General features: G+C 68.3%; 11 protein-coding genes and 1 pseudogene. 6 read left to right on the top strand and 6 right to left on the bottom strand.

Going from position 1 to position 20,834, the window contains the following annotated elements; translation table 11 throughout:
• Positions 1-49 precede the first annotated feature (49 nt).
• Positions 50-927, top strand: a pseudogene (locus ACFU9P_RS27915) (IS701 family transposase); the annotation flags it as partial.
• Here ACFU9P_RS27915 and ACFU9P_RS27910 read toward each other — a convergent pair.
• Positions 918-1,076, bottom strand: a complete 159-nt coding sequence (locus ACFU9P_RS27910) for a hypothetical protein (protein ID WP_384086366.1) — start codon at positions 1,074-1,076, stop codon at positions 918-920. The pseudogene ACFU9P_RS27915 and the gene ACFU9P_RS27910 sit on opposite strands and share 10 nt — an antisense overlap.
• Positions 1,077-1,150: 74 nt before the next feature.
• Between ACFU9P_RS27910 and ACFU9P_RS27905 the strand changes: the two genes are divergently transcribed.
• Together ACFU9P_RS27905 and ACFU9P_RS27900 are read left to right on the top strand one after the other, a co-directional pair.
• A complete protein-coding gene (locus ACFU9P_RS27905; protein WP_384085918.1) occupies positions 1,151-1,921 on the top strand; it encodes an FG-GAP repeat domain-containing protein in 771 nt (256 codons plus the stop codon).
• A 376-nt stretch (positions 1,922-2,297) separates the two neighbouring features.
• Complete coding sequence (locus ACFU9P_RS27900) at positions 2,298-3,299, top strand: acyl-CoA desaturase (RefSeq protein WP_384085915.1); 1,002 nt, start codon at positions 2,298-2,300, stop codon at positions 3,297-3,299.
• 730 nt (positions 3,300-4,029) lie between these two features.
• On the opposite strand, the gene ACFU9P_RS27895 is transcribed toward ACFU9P_RS27900, so the two are convergent.
• On the bottom strand, positions 4,030-6,504 hold the full coding sequence (locus ACFU9P_RS27895) for an SdrD B-like domain-containing protein (RefSeq protein ID WP_384086363.1): 2,475 nt from the start codon (positions 6,502-6,504) through the stop codon (positions 4,030-4,032).
• Positions 6,505-6,778: 274 nt separating this feature from the next.
• Here ACFU9P_RS27895 and ACFU9P_RS27890 point away from each other — a divergent pair, with 274 nt between their 5' ends.
• The gene (locus tag ACFU9P_RS27890) at positions 6,779-7,498 is read left to right on the top strand and encodes a hypothetical protein (protein ID WP_384086360.1); all 720 of its coding nucleotides are present in this window, start codon (positions 6,779-6,781) and stop codon (positions 7,496-7,498) included.
• Between the two features lie 7 nt (positions 7,499-7,505).
• Here ACFU9P_RS27890 and ACFU9P_RS27885 read toward each other — a convergent pair whose 3' ends face one another.
• Positions 7,506-8,849, bottom strand: a complete 1,344-nt coding sequence (locus ACFU9P_RS27885) for a right-handed parallel beta-helix repeat-containing protein (RefSeq protein WP_384085912.1) — start codon at positions 8,847-8,849, stop codon at positions 7,506-7,508.
• 87 nt (positions 8,850-8,936) lie between these two features.
• Here ACFU9P_RS27885 and ACFU9P_RS27880 point away from each other — a divergent pair, with 87 nt between their 5' ends.
• Positions 8,937-10,106 (top strand): Dyp-type peroxidase, encoded by a 1,170-nt coding sequence (locus ACFU9P_RS27880; RefSeq protein WP_384085910.1) that lies wholly within the window; start codon positions 8,937-8,939, stop codon positions 10,104-10,106.
• Positions 10,107-10,702: 596 nt separating this feature from the next.
• Here the strand turns inward: ACFU9P_RS27880 and ACFU9P_RS27875 are convergent.
• The 3 genes from ACFU9P_RS27875 to ACFU9P_RS27865 all read right to left on the bottom strand — a co-directional run bounded on the left by ACFU9P_RS27875 (position 10,703) and on the right by ACFU9P_RS27865 (position 19,340).
• Positions 10,703-11,899 carry a twin-arginine translocation signal domain-containing protein gene (locus tag ACFU9P_RS27875; protein ID WP_384085907.1) on the bottom strand — a complete coding sequence of 399 codons (1,197 nt, stop codon included), beginning with the start codon at positions 11,897-11,899 and terminating at the stop codon, positions 10,703-10,705.
• Between the two features lie 1,559 nt (positions 11,900-13,458).
• Positions 13,459-14,127 carry a hypothetical protein gene (locus ACFU9P_RS27870; protein WP_384085904.1) on the bottom strand — a complete coding sequence of 223 codons (669 nt, stop codon included), beginning with the start codon at positions 14,125-14,127 and terminating at the stop codon, positions 13,459-13,461.
• Positions 14,124-19,340 (bottom strand): DUF6531 domain-containing protein, encoded by a 5,217-nt coding sequence (locus ACFU9P_RS27865; protein ID WP_384086358.1) that lies wholly within the window; start codon positions 19,338-19,340, stop codon positions 14,124-14,126. The genes ACFU9P_RS27870 and ACFU9P_RS27865 overlap by 4 nt, the downstream gene beginning before the upstream one ends.
• A 721-nt stretch (positions 19,341-20,061) precedes the next feature.
• Here ACFU9P_RS27865 and ACFU9P_RS27860 point away from each other — a divergent pair.
• Positions 20,062-20,499 (top strand): DDE-type integrase/transposase/recombinase, encoded by a 438-nt coding sequence (locus tag ACFU9P_RS27860; protein WP_384085901.1) that lies wholly within the window; start codon positions 20,062-20,064, stop codon positions 20,497-20,499.
• Positions 20,500-20,834: the final 335 nt, after the last annotated feature.

The following is a 20,834-nucleotide window of genomic DNA, read 5'->3' as shown; positions in this document are numbered from 1 at the left end:
CCTGCGGAGAACCCGCATAGATCCCGCCCGTTGGCGGGAGGCGTTCGAGGTGGCCACGGGCCGGATCGCGGGTCGGTTCGCGTGGGTCGAACCCTGCTTGCGGGCGGGGCGGTTGGTGCTGGGTCTGCTGTCTGACCTGCCGCGCAAGAACTGCTGGACGATCGCGGAGTGAGTCGGGGAATCGACCCCGCGGCATGCAGCACCTGCTGTGCCGGGTCTCCTGGGACGCGGATGCGGTCCGTGACGACGCGCGCGAGTACGTCGTCGAGCACCTCCAGGACGAGGCCGCTGTACTGGTCGTCGACGAGACCGGCGATGTGAACAAGGGCACTCACACTGTCGGGGTCCAGCGCCAGTACACCGGCGCTGCCGGGCGGATCGAGAACTCCCAGGTCGCTGTCTGCCTCGTCTACGCCGGCGAGCGCGGGCACGCGGCGGTGGACCGGGAGCCGTACATCCCGTGCTCCTGGACGCGCGCTCCGGACGGCTGTCGGGCCGCGGGGCTCAGCGAGGACACCGTCTTGGTAACCAAGCCGGAACTGGCACAGGTGACGATCGAACGGTTCCTGGACACCGGACATCGCGTCGGCTGGGTCACGGGTGGCGAGGCCTAGGGCGGCAACCCGAAACTGCGGTCCGCGCTGAAGAACCGCGGCATCGGCTATGTTCTCGCGGTGGCCTGCTCAGCCGAAATGACCACCGGCGCAGGCCCGTTCCGCGCCAGCGGGACCGGATGAGCATCAGGTCCGCCGCTACCCTTCCTGGGCCCGCTGGGTCACCCTCGCGATGTCGGCCCATGCCTTCCTACCCGTCGTCTGCGCCGACGAACACGCACACCGCCCAACGCCGGGCGACCTGATTCCGCTGGCCTGCAACGAGATCCAGCGCCTGGTTATCAGTGCTGTTGTCCGGCCCGTTCACGGCCTGGCCCACCTGCCGACCACTTCGGGCACCGAAGTTGGTTGCCCGGAGCCAAAAGCTGAGAGGGCTTCATCGGCCGCTGCCCACAACTCCCAGGTGAACGCTTCCTGCGTCACCTCATCCAGGCGCACCTGGAACTGCACGATCTCGGTCACCGATTTTCGCGACAGTTCATCTCGCAACCAGGTGGCCCGTTCGCCGCAACCCTGCGACTGCCGTCGGCACTGCCGTGAGGCGCGACCACGTCGGGTCCGACGGTATCGGTGACCTGCTCACGCTCACCCCTTCGGGTGCGCTCACCTTCCACCAGGGGGACGGCGCCGGGAAGTTCCCGAAGAAGACGACGGCCTCGGGCTGGCCGGCCTCGATCACCGCGGTGCCGTTCGGGGACCTGAACGGTGACCGCTGCGACGACGTGCTCGTGCGGCTCAGCAGCGGTGCGCTGCGGGCGTACCGGCCGGGGTGCGGCAAGGCCCTGACAACCTCCACGCCGTACACCACGCTGGCAACGTCGGGCTGGAACCAGTACAACGTGCTGACCTCACCGGGCGACATCACCGGTGACGGCCGCGCGGACCTGATCGCCCGCCAGGCGTCCACCAATGACATCTACCTGTACAAGGCCACAAGCAGCGGAAAGTTCGCGGCACGGGTGAAGATCTTCTCCAAGTGGTCCGGCTACAAGAAGATCATCGGCGTCGGTGACCTCAACGGTGACGGGTACGGAGACCTGCTGGCGCACGACACGTCGAACGAACTGTGGCGGTACGCGGGCACCGCGACCGGCTGCTTCAGGGCGCGGGTCAAGGTGGCCGACAACTGGGGTACCCCCTACAACGTCGTGGTGGGCGCCGGCGACATCACCGGGGACGGGAGGGCGGACATCGTCTCCCGTGACACCTCCGGCAAGCTGTGGCGCAACAACGGCGACGGCAAGGGCTCCTTCGGTCCGCGCGCCGAGATCGGCACTGGGTGGCAGGGCTACAAGGCCCTGTACTGACCGACTGGTACGGAGGGTTGCCCGACGGTGAGGGGTGCCCGAGACCGAGGGGTGCCCGACGGCGAGGAGTGTCCGTCACTGAGGGGTGTCCGTCACCGAGGGGTGCCTGGAACTTCGCGTTCCGGGCACCCCTCGGCCCGCGTAGCCGTCCGGTGTTGTGCAACCGACGGGGGACGGGAGCTCCCGCCGGAACGTGAAGGAGATTTAGCCCCGCGACGTTCACATGCTGGACATGAGCGACGACCTGCGTGGATGCCGGTCCGGTGCGATCGTGTGCCGTGGGCCGCCGAGTGCGCTCGAAAGCGCGCGCACGCGCGCGTGATCCGGGTGGGTCCGGCACCCCGTCCGAAAAGGCTCGAGCAACGGCGAGGAACCGATGAACCCGAGCGACACCGGCCGACCCGAACAGGCCGCCGCCGAAGGTGACGCCGTCGCCGCGGCCGAGGTCAAGCCGCTGCTCGACGCCCCGCAGACGTCCGCGGCCGCGGTGGCGATGTGGATTTTCGTCGTCGGCCCGGTGATCTGCCTGATCGTCGTGGTGCCGTTGGCGTGGGGATGGGGCTTGTCCGCGCTGGACGTCGCCATGGCCGTGGCTGCCTACCTCGTGTCCATAGCCGGCCTCACGGTCGGCTATCACCGCCTCTTCACGCACCGCTCGTTCAAGGCGAAGCGGGGCCTGCGCATCGCCCTGGCCGTCGCGGGCTCGCTGGGGGTCGAGGGCTCGCCGGTCCAATGGGTGGCGAACCACCGCCGCCACCACGCCTTCGCCGACCGCGAGGGTGACCCGCACTCGCCCTGGCGCTTCGGAACCGACACGCGCGCGCTGCTCAAGGGGCTTCTGCACGCGCATGTCGGGTGGATGCTGAAGCGTGAACTGAGCAACCGGGCCAGGTTCGCGCCCGACATCGCCGCCGATCCCGATCTACGGCTCATCGGTCGGCTCTTCGGGCTGCTGACCGCCGTCTCGCTCCTGGCCCCCGCGCTGGTCGGCGGGCTCGTCACCGGCACCTGGGCCGGTGCGCTGAGCGGGTTCTTCTGGGCCGGCGTGATGCGGATGGCGCTGCTGCACCATGTCACCTGGTCGGTGAACTCGGTCTGCCACGTCGCGGGCCGGCGCCCGTTCGCCAGCCGGGACAAGGCCACCAACTTCTGGCCGCTCGCACTGCTGTCCTTCGGCGAGAGCTGGCACAACTCACATCACGCCGACCCCACGGGCGCGCGCCACGGCGTGCTGCCGGGCCAGATCGACCCGGCGGCACGCCTGATCTGGATATTCGAGAAGCTGGGCTGGGTCCACGACGTCCGCTGGCCGAGCCCGGACCGTCTCAGCGCCCGCCTGCTGTCCGAACCGGCCGGTTCGCACGAGTCCGCGGCCTGACAATCCCTGGGCGACGCGTCGCCCCGGGGTCCCGCGCCGATGTGACATAGCGGCCGACGCGGGACCCTGTGCTGGTCCGCGTTCCGCGCTCCGCGGTTCAGCCGACTAGCGGAGCCGGGCAGACCATCACGCCCACGACCGACGGCCGCATCGACGACATGGCGCATCCGGACGCGTGACGCGCCGCGGTGGTCTTCCGTGGCAACCAGCTGACCAGCCAGGTCGTGGACGGAGCCGAAGCGGATTCCATCCGTGTCCTGGTGAACGGAGGCGCCCGCGAGGGGAACCGCAACCAGGGCCACCGCCCCACCCAGTGGCGGCGCGGGGCGGATCGGGCGACAAGGTGGTCTGCCCGACAGCAGCGCGCTGAGTCAGCGCTTCTTGGTCTTCTTCTTTTGCGGCGGGGTCCATTCGCCTCGGTGCAACTGGCAGCAGGAGTAGCCGATCATCGCCGGGTTCTGACACCGCTTGCCGGTCTTGGTGGCCGCCCCACACTTGACCTGCTTCCCCGTACGACGGCGTCAGGGTCGCGTTCGAGGTGTTGGCGAACCGGCGGAGACCGTTCAGGTCGGCAGCAGTTCTGGCCGCTTCGATCCACTCCGGCAGTTGGTCACCGTGCAGGTCCGTAACCGTGTGGGCGAAGGTCCGCGCCCTTGGCGAGGGCGTCCATGCCGACGGGCCGGTGCATCGCACCGGCCCGTCGGGGAATTCGGCTTTCGGGTTTCGGGTGTCAGCGGTGCCTGGCGCGCCGCTTTCGGCTGACGAGGACGGCTGCCGCACCCGCACCCAGCAGCAGGGCGACGAGGGCGAGAGTCTCTCCCAGGTCGGACATGCCGGTGTTTGCGAGTGAACCCGGTGTCCGGCCGGCCGGTGCCGGGGTGTTGGGCGCCGGGCCCGTCGGCGGCACCGGTGTCGGTGTCGGGGACGTGGATGCGGGCGGCGTGGGTGTCGGCGATGCCGCCTGCGGGATGTACACGCCGGCGTCGATCGTGTGATCAACCCCTCCTGGCGTGGCCGGTGCGGTGACCGGGGCGTACCCATTGCACAGCCGGCCGGTGGTCGGCGGGGTCACATTGGAGTCGTGTACCCGGTCGTCACCGGTCCGCGGCAGGGTGAACCGCAGGTCGGCGGCGGCCGGTTGGCCCGGCACCTCGCTGGTGTCCGCGGTGCACACATCGAACTGCACGGTGTACTTGGCGCCCGGTGTCAGCTCGTACTCCGCGCCGACACCACCGAAGTAGTACTCGCCGGCGGCATCGGTCGTGGTCGTGGCGACCTTCTTGCCATCGGCGTCCAGCAGGTTGATCGTCGCACCCGGCAGCAGCACGTGCCCGGGGTCCTGGACGCCGTTGTGGTCGCCGTCGTACCACACCACGTTGCCGATCTGGATCGGCGCGTTCGCCGCGGCGTACGCGATGTCACCGAGGCCACCGGCCTTGCCGAACCCGTTCTGGTTCGGACCGATGAACTGGTAGGCGTTGGCGGCCGGGTCGTTGCCGGGGCCGAGGCCGGTGGCGATGTCGTAGTAGCCGGTTCCGTTGGTAATGACCTGGCCGGTCGGGTCCATCTGCGTGCTGACGACCCACTGCTGCTGCGGGATGTAGGCGACCGATCCCAGCGAGGACTCCTGGTGCGGCCCGGGCTGGGTCGCGGAGCCGCCGTTCGGGAAGAAGTCACCCGGGAAGTACTCGACGACGCTGCTGGGCTGGACCCCGTCAAGGGTCGGGTCCGTGGCGTGGTCGGGGCAGTTTCCGGTGCCTTCCCACTCGTACCCGCCGGTGGGCGTGGCGCAGGCCATGCTGATGTCGCCGCCGGACATGCCGTTCTGCGGGGTGTCGTTGCCCGGCCTCGGGTCCAGCCCGCCCCAGCTCACGACGTCCATGAACCTGTCGCGGAAGCCGAGGACCATCGAGCCGTCGCGGGCGAAGGCCATACTGGCCAGTTCCGGCTGCGGATCGATCATCGGGCCGTTCACGTTGAAGGTGTCCCAGTCCTCCAGGTCGGTGTTCCACGGGTTCCAGTGGTTGACCTGGTCTCGGCCGGAGTTGCCGGTGAGCACGCTCCCGCGCTCGGCGGTCAGCGGCTGGGACAGCACGGTGGTGAACCGCTCGCCGTCATAGGTGGCGACGACGGCCTTCAAATCCGCGCGCTGCTGTGTGCTCTCCGCGCTGCACACACCGCCCACATACAGGGTGTTGTTGTGGGTGGCCAGGCTGAACGGACGCCAGTCCTCGGCCGACGCACAGCCGGGGTCCGGGATCGGGACCGTCGCCTCGGGCGCCGATGCCGTGGCCCCGGTAGCGTCGAAGCCGACCAGGCTTCGGGTGCGCAGGTTCACCGCGTACAGCGTCGAGCCGTCTTCCGACAGGGTCAGGCCGCCGATGCTCTCCTTGCCCGGTACGTCGGTGAACCCGGCGTCCTTGATCAGGTTGTCGGTGTCGTGCGGCGTCTCCGCGGCGCCCGGCACCTTCGCGAACAGCTTCGGGGCGCCCCCGCCGTCGGCCGGCACGGTGTAGATCGCGTCACCGCCGTCCGGCCCGTACTCGGTGTACCGCCGGGCGAACGCCGACTGGAAGAGCTGCTCGCGGTACTTGTCGTAGGCCAGCCCGAAGGTCGTGCCCACCTGGTCCTGGGTGTTGAGCACCTCCGGGCACGCCTGCTGGTCGGGACAGTTGCCGCGGGCGCCTGTCCCGAACGCCACCAGTGCCCGGGTGTCCGTCCCGCCGGCACCGCTCTGGATCGGTACGAAATAGCGGGAATCGGGCAGTGCGTAGTCGGCCGGGTCCCAGACCCCGGTGATCACCGAGGCGTCCTTGCCGTCCGAGACGTCCACGAACGTGGTGAAGCTGTCGAAGTGATTCGGTGCGGTCGAGGCGGGCGCCGCCCGCAGATAGTCGCTGTACGGTGCCGGGACGGTGACATCGACGCGATACCGGCCGCCGGTCAGCTCGGTCGACGGCGGCACGACGACCTTTCCGGTGGCATCCGTGACACCGGTGACGTGATGGCCGGCGAGGTCGGCGACATCGACCTTCATTCCCCGCTGCGGCACGTCCATGGTCGAGTTGATCACGCCGGTGCCGAAGAAGTCCCGCAGTACCTCGACGGTCAGGGTGCCGTCGGAGGCCGAAGCGCCGGCCTGCCCGGCGCCGGCCAAGATCGCGCCTGTGCCGCCCCCCACCAGTAACAGGCCGGACAGCCCCATCCGTACCAGTCCACGTAATGGCATGGCGCTCCTTTACGTCGTCCTACGCTAACGCCAACGCGGCAAATTCCAGGGCGATCCTACAAGTTGACGGAACGTCATGTCTGGTAAACGCAGAGTTCACGGGTGCCTCTGTAGAGACCTGTTACGATCGCGCCGCGTGCGGAGCATCAGAACGCGGAGCATCGACATCAAGCGGGGTCGCCCGGGGCGCGAGGCAGGCAGGCGCCGCCGGTGGCCAAGGTTACGCTGGGTGGCAGTCGCCGCCATCGGCATCACGGCTGCCGCGACCACCGCCTTCGTCCTCCTCGGCAACAGCGGTGGCCCCACCGCCCCGCGGGCGTTGACCCCGGACGAGGTGAACCGGCTGGCGATCACGCGGTTCCTCAACTACCAGGCGGGTGGCCGGGCGGTGACGATCAACGTACCGAACGCCGCCGGCGGGCTGGTCGTCACCGGATCCATCGACTACCGCACCCATACCGGTTACGGGGTGGTGCGCGGGACCGGGCGCGACACGTCCAGCGACGGGCTGATCCGGTGGACGGCCACCACCGTCCTCGTCCACCCCATGACAGACCCCCCGGCGGCCGCACCGGCGTCGCCGCCCGCGTCCGGTTGGTACAGCCGTCCGCTGCGGACATCGGGCATGACCCTGGACAGTTCGCTGGCCATCGCGCTGAGCCTCGGCAGCGACCGGCCGGACAACGCCGCACTGCTGCCGCAGAGCGGCGCCGCATGGGTCGGGCAGGACGATGTGCACGGCCATCGGACGGACATCATGAACGGGCCGGACGCCGTTGGCAAAGCCGGTACCGAAGCTCGTACCGAAGCCAGTACGTCACAGACCGTGCGCTACTGGATCGGCTCGGACGGCACCATGTACCGCGTCCAGGTCAGTATCGCCTCGGAGCCGCAGCCGGTGGTCCTCGACTTCGACACCCAGGCGTACGTCCCCGTCCAGCCGGTGCCCGGAGCCACACCGGCTCCGTAGTTGCCGCTCACGAGGTTTGCACCCGCGCACCGGCGGCGAGCAGCGACGGCGACGGCAGTGCGATGTCCGTGATGTCCGGCAGTGCCGGAACGTCCGGCACGACCGAGGCGCCGGTGGTGGTGGCATGCGGGAACTCCGGCTGCGGGCCGGGCGCGGCTACGTCGGTGAACGGGATGCCTGCGGGCGCCGTCGGACTCGCCCAACTGCCGGAGGGCGTGGGGGACTTGGCGGGAACCGGGCAGGACGCGGTGTCCGCGAGCCCTGCGGGTACGGTCGTCCGAAGCGCGTTCCCCCGCAGGCAGTTGCCCTGTCCGCGGGTGGCGGTGGGGAACGTCCAGCCGATGTCGACGCCGTTGGCGGTGAAGGTGTTGTCCGTGATCCGGTTACGGTCCGCCGTCAGGTCGGCGGTCGCGGTGATCACGAGCCCGGCGTTGGTGTTGCCGGTGATCCGGTTGCGGACGAACCGGTTGTCGCTGCCGCCGTCGACGCCGATACCGATGCCCCAGCCGCCGTCGGCCTGTTCGGGGGTCTGCGTCTGCTGGTTGTCCGCGATCAGGTTGCCGGCGACGACGGCGTCGCGCTGCGGGAGCAGTTTCTCCTGGTGGTCGGAGCTGGTGGTCAGTCCGACGCGGTTGCCGACCAGACGGTTGCCGACCACATACATGTCGCCGCCGGCGTTGGTGCCTTCGTAACCGACCGCGTTGAGTTCGGAGACGTTGTCCCGCACCACGATCCGACACGGCTTGCACTGGCCGACATAGATCCCCGAGTCCGCCCCGCCCGATGTGTAGGAGTGCTCGATGACACCGTTCTGCGCGGAGAACGCGTAGATGCCGTACAGGCCGTTACGGGTCGCGGTCACATACGAGACCAGGAACGACTTCAGAAGGCTGACGGGTTCATCGCCGGTGTCGTATCCGCCGCTCCCCGGCAGTCCGGCGACCGCCGCCGCCGAACCGGTGACCAGCACCCCGTTCTGCGTATTGTTCCGCACGGTCAGGTTCTCCACGGCCACCCCGGGCGCCGCGACGACCACACCGTTCGGCTGCCGCAACCGCCCGTCGATGACCACCCTGTGCCGGGACTCGCCCCGCAGCGTGATGCGAGCCGTGTCGATCTTCACCGACTCGTGGTACACCCCCGGAGCCACCAGTACCAGGTCACCGGGGTGGGCCAGGGACACCGCATCCGAGATCGTCGGGGCGTCGCCGGGCACACGGATTGTCACCCGCGCGCCTTCCGGCCGCCGGCCCTTGTCCGATCCGTCGTCGCCGCCACCGCTGCTGCAGCCGGCCACCAGTGTCAGTGCGCCCAGTAACCCCGCCATCACGCGAAGAGCTGATCGAGACATGATCCCAGTCTGGCATGGCGGCGAATTCCCCGCCGGAACAAGGAGGTTGAGCGGCAGACGCGAGGCGGGTGTGGCACTCTGCACACCATGCACCGCGCCGATCGCCACCCGTCACGCCGCGCGTTCCTCGATGTCACCGGCGCCACCGTGGCCGCAGGTCTCGTCGCCGGGTGCTCATGGGACTCCACCGAGCCGGGTCGGCCCGCCCCTTCCGCGGCGGCCGTGCCCACGCCGGTTCCGGCGACCGGCCGGCATCAGGCGGGCGTCACACTTCCCGAGACGGCCCAGCGCAACCTGCTGGCCGTGGTGGCCGACCTCGGCACCGCAGTGGCGCCCGGCCCGTTACTGGCCGAACTCGGTGAGACCATCCGCGCCCTCACCGCCGGGTCCGACCCGCGGCTGCTGGGCCTGTCCCCGGGTGACCTGACCGTGACTGTCGGCGTGGGTCCGCGGCTGGTGCGGACGGCCGGTGCTTCGCTGCCCGGCGCGGCCGACCTTCCGCGGTTCTCCCGCGAGCGGATCGCCTCGCAGGCGCGCGGCGGTGATCTGCTGATACAGATCTGCGCCGGCGACGCGCTGCTCGTACCGGTCGTCGCCGCCGCGCTCCTGGACCAGGCCGGCGACCGCGTCCGCGAACGCTGGCGGCAGTCCGGACGCCGCGGTACGGACGTGCCGGTCGCCAAGGGCCGCACCGCACCGCGCAACCTGCTCGGTTTCATCGACGGCATAGTGGGCCCGCACACGATCGCCGAGCAGGAACGTGACCTGTGGCTGGCCGGGCCCCCCGCGGTCGCCGGCGGCACCCTGGCCGTACTGCGGCGCATGGAACTCGACCTGACACGGTTCGCCGCCCTGTCCGTCGCCGAGCAGGAGGCGGTCTTCGGGCGGCGCCGGGCCAGCGGCGTACCCCTCTCCGGCGGCACCGTCGCCTCCGGCCCGGAACTCGGCGCCAAGACGCCCGACGGGCGCTATCTCGTCCCCGTGGACGCCCACGTGCGCAGGGCGAACCCCACCGTGGTCGGCGTCGGCCACATGCTCCGCCGTTCCTACAGCACCGACGAGCCCGCCCCCGGCCTGCTCTTCATCAGCTTCCAGAACGACCTGCGGACCTTCACGGCCACGCTCACCCGCATGGACACCTCCGACGCGCTGCTGCCCTTCACCACCACGACCGCCAGCGCGACCTTCCTGATCCTCCCCGGCTTCGACCAACAGCACCCGCTCGGTTCCCACCTGTTCTTGAGGGCGAAGTCGTAGATGCCGAGCACGCACGGGACGCGCAAGGCGGTCGAGAGCGAGATCGCGCGGGCCAGGACGAGAGAGGCGGGCACTCACCCGGCTCGCTAACTCCTTTACCAGGCAACCGAGTTGGTCGGTCAGGCGGTGGTCACTCAGCGGTGGGGCAGGGGCACATGGTGCGGGGCGGAGCGGGGAAAATCTGCGACACGTGGCAGGAGAGATTCGTCCTTGCGCATCTGGTGGGTGGGGCATTTTCCCTCGGCTGGTACGCCTTTACAGACACCTTGTTCAAGGACGCGTGGAAGCCGGGCCAGCGCGTGGCGATGGGCTTGTTCCTCGGCTGGTCGCTGCTCGTCCGGCTCAAGCGCCGACGTCGGCGGAACGTGGCCTGACGCCGACGTCGGCGCGCCGTGGCCTGATCAGGCGCCTCAAGGATGGGGAGGCCGCCTCAGGACGGGAGGGCGCCTCAGGACGGGAGGCGCGGGGAACGCCCACGCCGAGCGAGATCCGGGGTGCGATGCGATAACCGGCCTCGAAGACGCTCAGGTGCGGGCCGCCCCCACTGGATCACCGCCACCCGGAGGCGCGGCCCGGCTACGTCGTCACAACGGGGGTCAGTGCGCGTTGTGACCCCTCACCTCTTCGTGCCGGAGCCGGACACGACCGACCGTCACCGGCCTTGACTCGACTGTGCTCGACGTCCCGTTGGCCCATGTGCCGGTCACCTGAACACTCACCCTGTCACCGCGGTACTTTCCGGCGAGGTGGAACCGCGACCTGGTCGCGCCCGCCACCGGCTTGCCGTTCACGAGCCACTGGTAGCTGAACTTCGCATCCGGGACCCACTTGCCCGGGTCGGCAGTCACGTACCCGCCGACCTTCGGCGAGCCCTTGATGACCGGTGTGCCCGTCACCTTCAACCGGTAGTGATAGAAGGTGACGTTGCTCGGACCGTTCGGGTCCGGCTGCTCCCGGTTGAGGATGTTGAGGGTCAGACCGTTCCGCGTCTCCAGGAACGACAGGCCTTCGACCTCCTGGGCGTAGGGAACCTTGAGATTGAAGAGGACCTGGACCTCGCCGGTCGTCAGGTTGGCGCGGGAGATGTTCTTCCCCGAGTCGTTCGAGGCGAAGTACATCCAGCCGTTATGGATCTTGCCGCCCTGCGCCTGGTCGATCGTCTGCGACAGCGGGATGTATCTCTTGAACGTCCAGTCGCGCAGGTTGTAGACGGCGATCTCCGTCGCGTTGTCATAGGCCATGCCGTAGGCGAGGCCCTTGTGCGCGTCGACGGCCACCCAGCTTGCGATGTCCTGCACGCCGTGCGGCGGGTTCAGGGCAACGGCCTGGCCGGTGAAGCTCAGACGGGCGGCGTTGTAGACGGCGAACACCGGCGTGTCGTACCTGCTGCCGGTAACCGAATCGCGCGTGCTGGTGTCGAGCGAGATGTAGAGCTTGCCGTTGGCGTAGTCGATGTCGCCGATGTGGTTCAGGCCCTTGTAGGCGAGCGGTGAAGGGTTGGCCAGTTCGGCCGGAATGGCCGGCGAGCTCTTGAAGAGTGTGTTGTACCGCATATCCGTGATCTCCAGCCCGTTGCTGCTGGAGAAGTACCAGTGAGTGCCGTCAGTAGTGACGCCCTGACTGCGCGAACTCTCGGCCTCCCCAGTGAACACGTCCTTGCCGATGAACTCCCACGTCTCGCCCTCCCGCGCGGACGCCGCCGCCACGGACGCCGCCGCCACCGGCCCCGCCACCACGGCCGCGCCGACCACGGCGAGTCCGCCGATGAAATTCCTTCTGGTGAAACTTCCCACGATGACTCCATCCGATCCGCAGACGGACGAGCTGTCCGCTGTGCCGGACTAAGTCCTACGAGGGCGAGTTTGCGCCACCACGGCGGCAGCGTGACCGCGCGCTTAACCTAGATTCATCAACGGCCGCGAGCGTACGAGCGGTTTGCTGGTCCACCCTGTTTGTCCCACGCGATGGCGAGCGGGGCCTTCGCGTACGGCTGCGGCCGTGCCCGGGGGTTCCACGGCGGGCGGTTCCACGGCGGGGCGGTTGCACGACGGTTCGCGCACCGGTTCCCCAGGCCGCTTCCCAGCTCACCCTCATCCGCCTCGGCCTCGCCGAGATCAGGTGCCTGACTCACCGCCTCACGAGCCGACGCGGGCCCACAGGACGGTCAGCCTGGCGCGGGCGGCCCTGGCCAGGGTGAGCCCTAGGGCGTGTCTTCGCCCAAGAACACCAAGTCCCGCACCGGACGGCGGCCCATCGGCGTATTGCCCGGTGGGAGCAATGGCGGAGGGTACGAGATTCGAACTCGTGAGGGGTTGCCCCCAACACGCAACTGTGGTGGTGCCTTGCTGGGCCGCGTACGGGAGCGTTCGCCTGCGTTCATGGGCGGTCGGTTACTGGCGCGACTACAGGCTTCGGTCTTGTTTGAACGGCCGCGAACGGCGCTGAATGAGACGGAAACTGAGACGGACGGCGGGGCCGGGCTCGCTAGCATCGGCGCTGTTGAAGGAGGTGTGATGGCACTGGTCCATAAGGGATCACGACGGATCGTCGTCGACGGCACGGTCTACCGCTGGCGGCTGCGAGGCAGACCTACGTACTCCCAGGGTTTGGCCTGGTCGCCGTGCACGTTCGCAGTCGAGCATGCAGACACCCCAGGGATCACGCTCGTGGTCACCACGGACCAACCGCATCCGAGCAACTGGGTCGCTCGCGACGCTAAGCCTGTACTGCCGTCCGGTGTTGCTGTGGCTGTTCGGCTCGCCCTGCACATGGGGTGGACCCCGACAACTTCGGGCTCTGCGTTCCACCTCGACCAGTCCGCTAGTTTCACCTCTTCCCATTGAACCGAGCCCGGGAATCGTCGGTGCCTGAACTTCAGCCGGCGACAGCCAGCCACCGCGTCGGGTACGTCGACCGATCAGGCGCGCGTGTGCCTCGCTGCACCCCCGCCAGCCTCCGCCGCGTTGTCCCGATGTACGTCTGCCAGCGCGAGCCCCAACGGCTGGTCCGTTACGACGGCCCGAAGACTCTCAGCTTGGGAATCACCCAGCGCGTGATGGCCACGCACGACGCTGATCAGCGGAAACACAGCGAGGACGTGCTCCTGGTCGGCGGCCGGATGAGGCCCGGAGTGACCGCTGTTTACCCCTCTGAATGGCACGTAGTGGCACACGGCGCCCGGAGAGGCCCAACGTGGGGCGGTCTCTTGCGAGACGAAAGGCCCATAGCGTCGGCTCTTTGGCGGCGATTCGCTCTGTTCTTGTCGTGAAGATGAAGGCATGCCCGTTTTATGCGATGGTCCGTGCTTCCCACTGATCGCGCAGGGAGAAGCACGGCACCACCATCAGCTGTTTCAGTGGTCCTGAGCTGGGCGCTCCTCGTCGGCTGCCAGCTTTGCCTGGCGAGCGGCCTCGATGTAGCGGGGCGCGAACTTCATCTCGTATGCCTCGGGCACATCGTAGGGAGACCGCCAGTAGTCCGGTACGAAGCTGTCACCGTCCTCGTGGCAGAGGTGGCACGAGGAGCACCATTCGGTCCGCCAGCCGTAGGCGACAGCGTGCACCCCATCGATCGTCTCGTCCAACGGACCGTCCACCCGGTACCAGCGGTGGAGATCTGCCACACCGCACTGCGGGCAGGGTGGCGAGAGGTCGGCGGCGGACGGTTCCGAGTCGAAGGCTGCCCGCCAGGCATCCATCAGCTCGGGTGGGACGAGCCGCCAGCCGCCCGGACCGGGCAGGGCGAACTCGTCGGTCTCGAACAGTTTCAGCTCCATGGCCTCGACGGCGCCGAGCATTCTGCAATCGCCCGTCAGCAGGTCGACGCGGACAGGACCGATTCCGATCACCATCAGCGACGGGTCGCCGGTCTCGAGGTAGCGGCGGTCCTGATAGCCGAAGTAGGCGGCCGCGCCGACCACGGCCACGGCGTCATCGACCGGGACCAACTCGACTTGGGCGTTGAGTGGATCCTCGTCCACGTATTTCTGGGCCAGTTCGGCTGCTCGTTCGAGGCTGATCACTGGTCGGTCCTGAGCAAACCGTAGTTCCGGTAGGGACGAGGGTTGGCATGCCCGGTCTGTCCGTCGAGGAATATCACGTCACCCTTCACGTTCACCACGTTGAAGACGTGCGAGTCTCCTGGGCGGGGCCCGTACCCCCACACGATACCGCGAGCACCGTCTCCACCGGCTTTGATGTCACGCACGATGCCACTCAGGGTCGTGCTCAGGAATGGCCTGCCCCCGTAAAGGCTGCTGACCGCCGAGTCGGGTCCTCTTCCGAGGTTGCCGGGTGCCGAAGACGGAGCACCATCGGCCAGCAGTCGGTCGACGGCTATGGCGCAGGCACGACAGTTGGTCCCGCCGTTCTGGGGGTTCACCAGCTTCGTCAGCTTCGAGGTGATCGGCGTCTTGTAGGAGAGTTTGCCCCTCAGGTAGTGCACCGTGCCGCTGCCGCCCGCGCCGAACCTCAGATTCCCGATCGAGGACGCCGCTTTTTCCGGGGTCACGGCTGCTCGCCGCCACCCGGTGAGGCCGCCGATTCCCACGACGGCGATCTGCTGGGTCAGTTCGTCGGCGGCCTTGGCGTACTGGTCGGCGAGGGCCTCGCAGCCCTGCTGGCGGAGCATGTATTCGGCGCGGTAGAGGCGGTAGGCGGGGCGGACGGGGAGGTATTTGTCGACGAAGCCGCCGGCGCCGCCGTTTTCGCCGGTGAACGCGTCGTGTGCGTCCTGGAGGAACACGTAGGGGGACTTGAAGACGTCGACGAAGGCGTCGCCGAAGATGCCGAGTGCTTCGCCGATGCTGTCGACGCGTTCGTTGTTGGGGTCGTCGGGGGTGAGGCCGCTGGGGTCGGTGAGGAGGGTGGGGACGTTGTCGGCGTAGGCGTACGGCGAGATCCCCGGGGTCGACTGGCCGCGGGTCGCGGGGTCGGGGCTCGTGAAGCGGCCGGTGGTGGTGTTGTACTGGCGGGCGTGGAGGTCGAGGTTGCCGGTGGTGGTCTCGTAGCGGGCGCCGGTGTAGGACGGGGTGCTGGTGGGGGCGCCGCTGGTGGTGGTGTTGAGGACACGGGTGCCGTACGGGTCGTAGGCCCAGCGCTGGTGGAGGGTTCCTGTGCCGCCGGCGACGTCGACCGGAGAGCCCTGCGTGTCGTGGTGGTAGTAGAAGAGGGTTCCGGCGCCGGTCCTGGTGGCTGTGGGCTGGCCGAGCGGGTCGTAGCGGTAGGACTGCTTGATGGCCCAGGCGCTGTCGTACTCGGTGGCCAGGATCGGCTGGGGTGCGTTGGGGTCCCACTGGGTGCGGCTGGTGACCGTGCCGGCCTGGGCCGTGGTGACCTGGTTGCCGCTGGCGTCGTGGTCGTAGGTGGAGGCGGTGCCCGCGACGGTGGCGGCGGAGATCTGTCCGGCCAGGTCGTAGGTGTAGGTGTCGGTGCCGGCCTTGGTCTGGTTGCCCTCGGCGTCGTAGCCGTAGGTGGTGATGGTCGAGCCGGATGTGGTGGAAGTGAGCTGGTCGGCCGCGTCGTAGGCGTAGCTGGTCGAGGTGGTGCCCAGGGTGGAGGTCAGGCGGTTGCCGACCTTGTCGTACGTGTAGGAGGTGGTACGGCTCGCCGCGCAGCCGGTGACCCAGGGCTGTGGGTAGCAGCCGGAGGTGAGGCGGCCGGCCGCGTCGTAGGTCTGGTCGTAGCCACCGGTACCGACGCCGGCCCGGGTGACGTCGACGCGGGTGGGCAGGCCTGCGGCGGAGAGGGCGAGAGCGGTCTTGGTGACCGTCGCGCCAGCTTTGGTGGAGGTGACTGCTGTGAGGCGGCCCGCCCTGTCGTAGGTGCGGTCCTCGGTCTCGGTGTTGGGCAGGGCCGACTTCGTGAGGTTGCCGGCCGCGTCCCAGGTGTATGTGGTGGTCTTGCTGTCGGCCACCATCGTCGAGGTGCGGCCGTCGTTGTCATAGGTGTAGGTCAGGGTGTTGCCGTCGGAGTACTTGCGGGTGAGCATCTGGCCGACGGCGTCGTAGGTGTAGGAGAAGCCGCGCGTTTTCGTCAGGTTGCCGACAGCGTCGTAGACGAAGTCCTCGGACATCTTGGAGTTCACGCGGGCCGTCATCTGTCCGGCGTCGTCGTAGCCGAAGGTCACGTCGGGCGTGGTGTCCGAGTAATCGATCTTGGTGGGCAGTCCGCGCTGGTCGAACGAGTAACTGGTGGACCCGCGGGGTGTGGTCGTCTTGACGAGGTTGTTCTCGGCGTCGTAGCCGTAGCTCGTCTGTCGTTCCAGCGGGTCGGTGACCGAGGTGAGACGGCGAGCGGCGTCGTAACCGTAAGTGGTGACATGGCCGTTGGCATCGGTACGCTCGGTGACGTTGCCGGTCTTGTCGTAGCCGTAGGTGGTGAGGGCGCCGCCGGGCGCGGTGACCTCGGTCAGCTGGTCGAGTTTGTTGTAGCCGTAGGCGGTGGAGCGCTTGTCGGCGTCCGTCTGCTTGACGACATGGCTCACCGCGTCGTAGGTGGTGGTGGTCACGCCGCCGAGCGGGTCGGTGACCGTCGTGAGGTTGCCCGCCGGGTCGTAGCCGTACGTGGTCGTGTACTGGGCGGGGTCGGCGCCGGCGGCGTTGCCGCGGGGGTCGACCGCGGTGGCCTGGCGGCCGTCGGCGTCGTAGGTCCAGCTCGTCTTGTTGCCGAGCGGGGTGGTGCTGCTGAGCAGGTTGCCGTCCGCGTCGTAGCCGTAGGAGGTGGTCTTGCTCAGCCGGTCGGTGCTGCTGGTGAGGCGGTTGTTCTTGTCATAGACGGAGGTGGCCGCCTTGTTCGCCGCGTCGGTGATCTTGGTGACGTTGCCGTTGGCGTCGTAGGTGTATCCGGTGGTGCGGGTCAGCGGGTCGGTGACCACGAGCGGCCGGTTGATCTCGTCGTAGGTCGTGGTGGTGGACGCGCCGGTGGGATCGGTGACCTTGGTCCGGTTCCCGGCCGCGTCATAGGCGTAACTCGTGGTGTAGGCGGCCGGATTGGCGCCGGATACGTTTCCTCGGGGTGAGACGCTGCTCAGCAGGCGGCCCACTTTGTCGTAGGCGTAGGTGGTCTTGTTGCCGGCCGCGTCGGTCTCGGAGGCGAGCCGCCCGCTCGCGTCATAGGCGCGGGTGACGAAATTGCCCGACGGGTCAGTGGTCCGGGTCGGCCGCCCCGCCTTGTCGTAGGCGAATGTCGTGGTGTCGTCCGCCGGGTTCCGCGCGGACGTCAACTGCTCGGCGCCGTTGTACTGATAGACCGTGGTGCGGTCCAGCGGGTCGGTGACCGAGCTGAGCAGACCGCGGCCGTCATAGGCGTATGTGGTGGTGTACGCGGCCGGGTCGGCGCCCGCGACGTTGCCACGCGGGTCTGTCTTGGACAGGATCCGGCCGGCCTTGTCGTACGTGAACGTGGTCTTCTCACCCAACGGGGTGGTGACCGACGTCCGGTTGCCGACAGCGTCGTAACCGTAGCTGGTGACCTTTTTCCGCGGGCTCGTCACGGTGTCGAGGACACCGAGTGAGGTGTACGTGAAGGCGGTCTCGCCGCCCATCGGGTCGGTGGTCAGAATCAGTTGGTTCGACGTGTTGTACCCGTAGGTCGTCTTGTTCTTGCGGCCGTCGGTGTGGCTGGTGATGTTGCCCGCGCTGTCGTAGGTCCAGGTCTCCGAATAGCCGAGGGCCGTCGGCGCGGTGCGGGTGAGCATCCGCCCCGCGCTGTCGTACGTCATCTGCGTGGTGTTGCCGCGCTGGTCGGTGATGGCAGCAGGACGCAGATAGCGGTCGTAGTCGTAGGTGATGCTCTCGCCGTACGGGTCGATCGTCTCCATCAGGACGTTGCCGGCGTACACGTCGGTCCATACGCCGCCGTCCGGCGCTGTGGTGTGTGACTCGCTGGCGCCGTCCCAGGTGAACGTGGTGGTCTTGTCGTTCTGGTCGGTCTGGGACTTGATGCGGCCCGTCGTGTCGTAGACGTTGGCGACCTTGCCGTCCGCCGGGTCGGTGTAGGAGGCCAGCCGCTTGTTCGCGTCGTACGTGTAGGACGACGTCCTGTCGGCCGGGTCGGTCACCGAGGTGAGCAGGGCGTCGGTATAGCCGTACGACACCGAAGTGCCGTCGGGCAGGCTCACCTTGGACAGCAGTCCATCGGTGCCGAGCGTGAAGGTGGTGGTACGGCCGGCGGCGTCCTTGACGGAGGCGAGTTTGGCCGACGCGTATGTGAGGCTCAGCCCCTTGCCCGCGGAATCGACCACGGACGTGAGCTGGCCACCGCTGTCGAAGGTCCGCTTCGTGTGGTCCGGCGTGGTGATTGTGTAACTGCTCGTACCCTTGGCGAGTCTGGCCGCCGAGCCCGCCGGAGCGGTGTAGGTGCCGTCACTCGCCTGCGTGAACACGAACGACGCGCCGTCGTCCGTCCGGTACGTCACCTTGCCTGTGGCGATCGTCAGCTTCGCATCGAACGGTGTCGCCCAGCCGCGCCCCAGCAGTCCGGCAGCGGTCGAGTCCGAGCGGTAGGTGCGCTCCAGCGTCAAGGGCACGCCGGGGCTTACCAGAGAGGCGTCGGTGAGTTGTTCGTAGAACATGCCGGTCGCCGTATTGACCGGGTCGGCGCGGTGGGCCTGCGCGTAGCAGGTGCAGATGCCCGCCTGCGCACCCGGAATCCCCGGGGTGTAGAACGCCTCCACCAGCGGGGACGTGGTCCCGCCCGGACTCGACGTCCCGTCGGCGCTCTCCAGGAAGACCCAGGCGTAGTACCTTTTGCCGTCCTCCAGGATTCCGCCCAGTTCGCTGCCGGTCCACCAGAAGCACTGGTCGGTGGGGTAGGAGTTGCTCGCCCACCAGTCGTAACACCAGGCCCCGGTGTCCGGGGTGTCACCTGCGGGATCGTCCGTGGCCTTCTTGATCTCCTGCTGGACGACGGGGAAACCCGCCTCGTCCAGGACGTACAGCCACATCCCGTTGTACGTCGAGCCCCGCTTGGGCAGCTTCACCTGCCCGCCGATCGACAGCATCGCCGGGTACGCGGTCGCCCAGGACGAGACCCATGTCGGGTTCTCGGTCGCCGCCGCGAGAGGCTGGCCAACCGTGCTCGACTCGGTGACGGGACCGCGGTCGACGCGGTCCTTGTCCGGCCGGCCGTGTGGCTTGCCCTTGGACTTCTTCTCGGGCGCGTTCATGTAGCCGCGCATCGGCGACAGCTCGTGCTGGTCCTTCGCGACCTGCTTGCGACGCTCGGCCAGCGTCATGGCCTTGGGTGGATCGGGCAGATCGGCCGCTGTCCGGGCCTTTGCCTGTGCGACGGCCGCCGGGACCTCGGAAGGCGGTCGGTCCCGGGGCGACGCCCACGACGGGGTGACACCCGCTATCGCCAGGAGAGCCAGCGACAGGACGGCTGTGAGAAGTCTTCGCACCTGTGTGTGCATTGTGAATCACCTGTAGGGCAGCGGTGAACAGAGCCTCGGTGATGTTGATCCACGACGTATCCGAACTAACGGACGGTGAGGTGTTCGGCTGGATTGTGGCGGAGGCTCAAGGGCGACTCGACTGCATACTTGCTGGTGACGCGACCAGAATGGGGCGATCGGTCAATTGACTTGGCGTGAAGGCACTCATGCGCACACGGTGGCGTACATGAACTCGCCACCGTCGACGAGCGAACGGTATGTAACGGTCAGGCGGCTGGAGAGGGGGCTCGATCACGAACGGGCGTCCTACCCCTGCGCCCGGCGTCTTACCTGTTCGTGAGAGACGGAGCTGGCGATGCGTCCGCCTTCGACTTTCTGTCTGCGAATCCGTCTGCGATGAAACATTGGTCGGCATCGACGACGCCGATCCAGCCGGGGAATGTGAGCCGGAGCGCCCGGCGGGTATCACCAGAGCCGCAGAGACAGCCACCGGCGGCGTAAGGAGGCGAGCGTGTCAACCACATGCGGGTCGCACGCGTGATGCGGAGCATCGGCCTGACAGGTGTGCGGCTGCGCCGCAGGCACCGTACACGATCCCGGTCCTGATCGGCCGCGACTTCACCACCACCGAGCCGAACAGGAAGTACGTCGCGACATGACCTGTCTCCCCGTGGACGGAGGGAAGTTCCTCTACCTGGCCACCGCCATCGATCTTGCCTCGGGCCGCCTGGCCGGTTGGGCGATCGCTGATCACACATGTACCGATCTCGTCACCGATGCCCTGACTACGGCCGAGCGGTGCCGCGGCAGTCTCGCCGGGGCGGTTGCACACCGGTCACGGAGCCCGATGCACGAGTTGGGGGTTCGTCGACGCCTGCCGCCAGGCCAGCGTGATCCAGAGCATGAGCGCCGTCGGCAGCTCGGCGGACAACACGCTTGCGGAGTCCGTGTCCAGAGCTCGGGGTCAAGGCCCGCAGTCGCTGTGCAGAACCGATTATGACCGCACGGTAGCGGTCGCATTGAACGGGATGTGAACGCCCCGAGAGCCGGGGTCGATCAGCAGCCGGTCAACGGCGGAACTGAGACCACGAACGTCGATGGCCCCCGCTGCGAGCAGCGGGGGCCATCGACGTTATGCCCGGTGAGAGCATGAGCGGAGGATACGAGATTCGAACTCGTGAGGGGTTGCCCCCAACACGCTTTCCAACTGTCCGCGCGGCCGTCCGGGGCCGTTCATAGACGTTCGCGGTGCAGCTCAGAGGGGGTGCGCGTACGGCGGTGAACGGTGGCGGCCGTCGGCGTACTGGACAAAGACCAGGACAAGCCGCAGGGTCG

The sequence above is a fragment of the Streptomyces sp. NPDC057617 genome, from assembly GCF_042800555.1.
Classification (GTDB): Bacteria; Actinomycetota; Actinomycetes; order Streptomycetales; family Streptomycetaceae; genus Streptomyces.
This window is presented reverse-complemented; position numbering and strand designations above follow the sequence as displayed.